The organism is Mycobacterium sp., assembly GCF_035633495.1.
Taxonomy (GTDB): Bacteria; Actinomycetota; Actinomycetes; order Mycobacteriales; family Mycobacteriaceae; genus Mycobacterium.
On the sequence record NZ_DASQEU010000021.1, the window covers coordinates 1 to 4,937 of the forward strand.

Here is a 4,937-nt window from a genome sequence, read left to right on the forward strand (position 1 = left end):
GGCCGCCGTGGCGCTCGCCCCGCCCGATAACGGTCGCTCGGAATCGCACCCGCCGACGGGCAGCACGCGTGCGATATCGAAGGCCCAAGCCGGGTGCCCGGTATTCGCGGAAGCGGCGGTGGTCGTCGGCATCGATTTGGAGACGGTGCGAGACTCTGGCCATGAGCGGGGACTTGGAAGGTGAGCGGCTCGAGGGCGGTTCGCAGACGGACGTCAGACGGCTCGGCGATGTGGTGGTCAGGGCGCGCGGACCGCAGAGCGAAACCGTCATTCGTCTGCTCCGCCACCTGAGCGTTCGAGGCTTCGAAGCTGCTCCGGTTCCGGTCGGTGACGGCTTCACCCCCGACGGGAACGAGCAGTTGGTCTACATCGATGGCACCAGTCCGCAGCCCCAGGCGTGGAGCGATGAGGCCGCTTGGCGTGTCGGCCGTCTTGTCCGTGAGCTCCACAACGCCACATCCGACTTCGACGTCGGGTCAGCACCGGCGTGGCGACCGTGGTTCGCACGATCGCTTCGCGGGAGCAGCCGGTGATCGGCCACGGCGATCTTGGCCCGTGGAACATCCTCGCCCGTGATTCGATGCCCGTGGCATTCATCGATTGGGACAACGCGGGCCCAGTCGATGCGGTGTGGGAACTCGCGCAGGTTGCCTGGCTGAACGCGCAACTTCATGACGACGTCGCGGATCTCAACGCACTGCCCGATAATCCGGCGCGACTCGGGCAGTGCGCTGCGATCCTCGATGGCTACAAGCTGCCTTCAGATCATCGAGTCGGCTTCGTCGACAAGATGATCGAGTTCGCACTCCGCAGCGCCCGAGACGAAGCACACACCTACGCGATCACCAGCGACACGCCAAGTCCAGCGCCCGATGGGTTCCCGATTCTGTGGGCTGTGACGTGGCGCGCCCGCGCCGCGTGCTGGATGCTCGATCACCGATCCGAAATCAATCGAACAATCAACTGACAGCGCCACATATCGACACGCAGAATCTCAACGTCACGTTGACACCGGGTGACCGAGTCCGGCCCCCTCGTGGCGCGAGATAATCCCGAGCGGGACGCTGACCTCGGCGTTGCGGTATCGCTTCAGATGGGCGTGCGGTCCGCCACGATCGGCCCGGTCAGGAAGTGCCGTACTGGAGCGCTCGGCGGGCCTGTGAATTCTGTTCACCCGAGGAGGGCGAGGTCGCGCCGGGTGTAGCGCAGGTGCGCCCATTCCTCCTCGAGGATTACACGCACACAGTCACCGACGGTGGGATGCCAGTCATCGCCTCCGCCCCACGGGTTGTCGCGCTCCGCGGCGAGCAACTCCGGCGTGACCGTGGCCAGGAAATCCGTGACCAGCTGCTGGCGTTCGGCTCGCACCCCGAGGATGTCGTCGAACGTCGGCGCGTCGGCCCGGAAGATCGACATGTCGAAGCCCATGTCGGCGGCACCGCCGAAGATCTGGCCGATCTCGTGGAACGGCTGCTCCATCCTCATGATCCCGCCGCGAAGCCAGGCATCGGTCGCCAGCACGAGGTGACGCAGAGTCTGGGCGAGCGACCACTCGTCGTCGACGTGGGCGTCGACCAGTTCGGCGGGCGTGTTCGTCACTGTCGTCTCCCATGCGGTCTGCACCGCCACCCAACCGTCGCGCAGGCCCTCGGGTGTCTGCGCCTTCTGCAGCTCGCGGCCGGGGAACTGCCGGTTGAGTTCGGCGTCCACGAACGGCACCACGTCGACGCCGTTGACGATGAGGCCGCCGAAGAACAGGTCATGGCTGTCGATGTCGAGCCCGCCCACGTCGACACTGCGCATCGTCACCCCGCTGACGTCGCACGATCGCAGGTTGGCGCCCTTGAAGCTCGTGCTGACGAACGTCGCGCCCTCGAACCCCTCGCTACCGGAGTAGATGGTCACCCCTGCATTCTGGCCGTTACGGGCGACAGATCATAGCCGTGAGCCCGTCCGCTGTCCGGCCTCTTCGTTGCGAGGCGCCCCGCTCATGACGCCCGCTGCGTAACCCGAGCGGCGCACCAGGGGACAAGAGGTAGTGCAAATCGGTCCCAACCGTGACGACACAGTTTCACGCGTGCATCGGCCCACGCCGTGTGCTCGGCAATCGCGCATTCGAATCGGATGTGCTTGGCCTGGCGTTCAAAGTTTGATGGGGTCGGGCCGGCGCATGGGATGTGTTCGAGCAAGACAGTGGTCGCACCGACGGTCGCGACGTCGGGGCATGGTGCGCTTAGGTTGTGGCCGTGACAGCGTGGACCCGAGAAGCGTTGACCTACGAGACGATGGTTCGCCAGGGACTGTCGGCGCGCCGACCGGTCGGGGTGGCCGACGCCGTGCAATCGGTGCTGGCGCTACAGGCCCAGGAACCAGCGGCGCCGTATCTGGCGCTGTGGAATCGCATCGAGGGCTTCGACGCGAACGATCTCGACCGGGCGTTGGCCGACGGTGCCATCGTGAAGGCGTCACTGTTCCGGTTCACGCTGCACGCCGTCGACGCCGGCGACCTTCCGTGGGCGAGGGCCGCCATGCAGAGCCGCGTGCACGACGCCGGGTACCACGACGTCCTCGACGACATCGGGATCACTGCGCAGCGGGTCGACGAAATCCTCGAGCGGCTGTCGACGGTGATGGCCGAACCGCACGGCCACGCCGACATGGAACGGGTGCTCTCCGAACTCGTTCCCGAGGCCGGTGACCCGGCCCGACTCTGGTCGGCGCTGCGCGCTGTCGGCGCCTTCCGACACGCTCCGACGACCGATCCCTGGTCGTTCGGCCGACGCCCGGCCTTCCTGCCCTGCACGGTTGCCGCGAAGGACGAACTGGCCGCAACCGCAGAGCTCGTGCGTCGATACCTCTCGGCGTTCGGGCCGGCGACGGTCGCCGACATGTCGCAGTTCACGATCCTCAAGCGGTCGGTCCTCCGGGAGGTCGTCGAGTCGATGGCTGACGTCGTCACCGTCGCCGGGCCGGATGGAGCGCAGCTCGCCGATGTGAACGGTGGAGGTCCCCGACCCGAAGCCGAGATGGCATCGCTCCCGCCGCGGCTGCTGGGGATGTGGGACAGCGTGCTGCTGGCGTATGCGGACCGTTCTAGCGTGATCCCCGACGAGCACCGTGCGCACGTCATCCGGCGAAACGGCGATGTCCTTCCGACCGTGCTGGTCGAGGGTCTCGTTCGGGGTGTCTGGCGGGCTTCGAGCGACGCGATCGAGGTCCGAGCGCTTGAACCGCTGGACGATGCGACCCTCGAGAGTCTGGACGCGGAGGCGCGTGACCTGCGACGACTCTTGGCCGACCGGGAACCCGCCGTGTTCTCCCGATTCGGGCGGTGGTGGGATCGCCTGCCCGACGGTCCGACGATCACGATCGGGTCCTGAACACGGACAAGTCCGCGGCGCCGTGCACCCGAGGTTCCGGCGACGGCGCACATAACAATCGATGTGTGGGGACCTCCTCGAGCCCGGGCAACATCTGGTTTGTCACATTGAGTTGCTCGAGCAAGGAGGTCCCTGATGAGCATGGTATTCGGGTTGGATCTGCATCGACAGCAGATCACTTTCGATGGCTTGGACGTCGAGTCCGGCGAAGTGTGGAAGGGTCGGGTGTGGCAGCCCGATCGGGAACGGTTCAGGCGATGGTTGGAACGCGACGTCGCCGGCCGGGCGAACGGTCAGCCGGTGGCGTTGGCGGTGGAGGGCTGCACCGGCTGGCGTTACGTGGTCGAAGAGATCACCGCCGCGGGCTTCGAGGCACACCTGGCCGAGCCGGCCGACACCCAAGCAGCGCGAGGGCCGAAACGGCGAGCGAAGACGGATCGTTCCGACGCGGCGTTGTTGCGCGAGTTGTTGCAGCGTGGCGATCTGCCCGAGTCGTGGATCCCGCCGACAGCGGTGTTGGAGTGGCGCGAACGGGTGCGGCTCTACAAGTCGCTGGTCGATCAGCGTTCGGTGTGGACCCAGCGGATCCATGCCGAGTTGTTCCAGCACGGGGTGTCGATTCCCGAAGGCCAGATCCGGTCGGCGACAACTCGGACCGAGCTGGCCAACCACGCCGGGTTGAGTCCGGCGGCACACCAACGGATCCGGGCCGGGTACGCGATGATCGACGCCGCCGACGCCGAAGCCGAACCACTGAAGACGGACATGACCCGATTCGGCAAACAGCAGCCAGCATGTCGAGCCTTGGTCGAGGCTCACTACGGCATTGGCGGGTTGCTGTCGGTGGCGATCTGGTCCGAGTTGGGCGACTGTCGACGCTTCAGCCGTTCCGAACAAGCAGTGCGTCACAGTGGGCTCGACGTCACCGTCGACGCATCGGATCTTCGGCGAGCTCATGGGCATCTGTCACGGCAAGGACCCTCGACGTTGCGGTGGGCGCTGTTCGAAGCCGCGCACAACGCGTCTCGGCCCGGCAGCCCCGACCACGACTACTACACGAACGTGAAACAACGTCACAACGGCAAGATCGCGGCGCTCTCGGTTGCCCGCCAGTTCGCCCGACGCTGCTATCACATCTTGCGCAACCTCGATCCCGACACCGTCTACGCGATGCCGGCCTGATCCTCGCTGGTCACGACGGTCACGGGTTCCCATTCGAACATCACGGGTTGCCACCGCGGTCTGCTCCCGCCACTCGCGTGCCCGCCAGCTTCCGGGCTGGACGGCCATATAACACTGACGCGACCGCGCTCTCCGCTCACGGGGGACACCCGATCCCGATTGTTGTCGCCGACGACACACTGTTCGTCGAGCACCCAGGTAACGCAGGGAGCCCCCACGCCGCCGCCGACCGGCCCATACAAAGTCTGCACCAGCCCTCGGGATGGTCAAGGTCGTTCGTCCTCGCTGCGCTGCGGGCGCTCCACCTTGACCAACACCATCGGCCCGGAGCCTCCCGCAAAGAAGGCCTTGACGGACAACCCCACACAGGTAACG

4 protein-coding genes are annotated in these 4,937 nt (G+C 66.4%); 3 read left to right on the forward strand and 1 reads right to left on the reverse strand.

Annotation, left to right across the window (positions count from 1 at the left end; all coding sequences use genetic code 11):
* The first annotated feature begins 496 nt into the window (after positions 1–496).
* Complete coding sequence (locus VET27_RS04620; RefSeq protein ID WP_526515604.1) at positions 497–967, forward strand: phosphotransferase; 471 nt, start codon at positions 497–499, stop codon at positions 965–967.
* Between the two features lie 203 nt (positions 968–1,170).
* On the opposite strand, the gene VET27_RS04625 is transcribed toward VET27_RS04620, so the two are convergent.
* Positions 1,171–1,905 (reverse strand): DinB family protein, encoded by a 735-nt coding sequence (locus VET27_RS04625; RefSeq protein WP_526515606.1) that lies wholly within the window; start codon positions 1,903–1,905, stop codon positions 1,171–1,173.
* Positions 1,906–2,246: 341 nt separating this feature from the next.
* On the opposite strand from VET27_RS04625, the gene VET27_RS04630 reads away from it, so the two are divergent.
* Together VET27_RS04630 and VET27_RS04635 are read left to right on the forward strand one after the other, a co-directional pair.
* Positions 2,247–3,380, forward strand: coding sequence for a DNA glycosylase AlkZ-like family protein (locus tag VET27_RS04630; protein ID WP_526515608.1), 1,134 nt, complete (start codon positions 2,247–2,249; stop codon positions 3,378–3,380).
* 135 nt (positions 3,381–3,515) lie between these two features.
* Entirely contained in the window at positions 3,516–4,562 is a 1,047-nt protein-coding gene (locus VET27_RS04635) for an IS110 family RNA-guided transposase (protein ID WP_526515610.1), read from the forward strand.
* The last annotated feature ends 375 nt before the right edge of the window (positions 4,563–4,937 follow it).